Origin of the sequence: Acinetobacter stercoris, from assembly GCF_900323515.1 — a bacterium.
In the GTDB taxonomy this organism is placed as follows: domain Bacteria; phylum Pseudomonadota; class Gammaproteobacteria; order Pseudomonadales; family Moraxellaceae; genus Acinetobacter; species Acinetobacter stercoris.
Genome location: NZ_OOGT01000459.1, coordinates 1 through 630, shown reverse-complemented (window position 1 = coordinate 630; position 630 = coordinate 1). Strand labels below are relative to the sequence as shown.

Sequence of the window (630 nt, the reverse complement as noted above, 5' to 3'; positions counted from 1 at the left end):
CTGAAATAGTCTGTATGGATAAAGGCTATGATTCTGAAATATTAAGAGAGCAGATTAAAAATAGAAGTGCTAAAGCGAATATACGGAAGAAATCAAACACAAGATCAAGTAATGATCATATGGACTGGTATTTATATAAAATCAGACACTTAGTTGAGAATACATTTTGCCGTTTGAAGCAATTCCGAGGAATTGCTACACGGTTTGATAAACTAAAGCGAAACTTTCAAAGCGCAGTTGCCTTAGCTTGTATTTATCTCTGGCTGCCTTTATGAAATGTCAACAGACCCTAGGTATTCCCAAATATTTAAAGTCTTTCCGTGACGTTGCTAAAACTGTGAATAATCACTTTGAGGATATATTCACCTATTGGGATGCGCCAATAAGAATTACCAATGCTTATACTGAGGGGCATAATGGTATTACAAGAGTAGCGAACCGAATGGGGCGTGGCTATACTTTTGAAGTGCTTCGAGCAAAAATGTTATATAACAAAGTGGCTCGATCTATTACAACTTTAAAGACTCCATCATCTTCATTAAAATCAACCGAAGGTTATGAGGGTTTAACTGCATTTCCAACCAAGCAAGAGAATACTAAGTTGGAATATGGCGCTTATATTCCTATTCC

At 36.3% G+C, this 630-nt stretch carries 1 protein-coding gene and 1 pseudogene; both read left to right on the top strand.

The window, feature by feature from the left end:
* On the top strand, positions 1 to 275 hold a 275-nt coding region (locus KPC_RS20235), incomplete at its 5' end, for a transposase (protein ID WP_146196704.1).
* 50 nt (positions 276 to 325) lie between these two features.
* Positions 326 to 630 (top strand): annotated as a pseudogene (locus KPC_RS20230) (transposase); the annotation flags it as partial.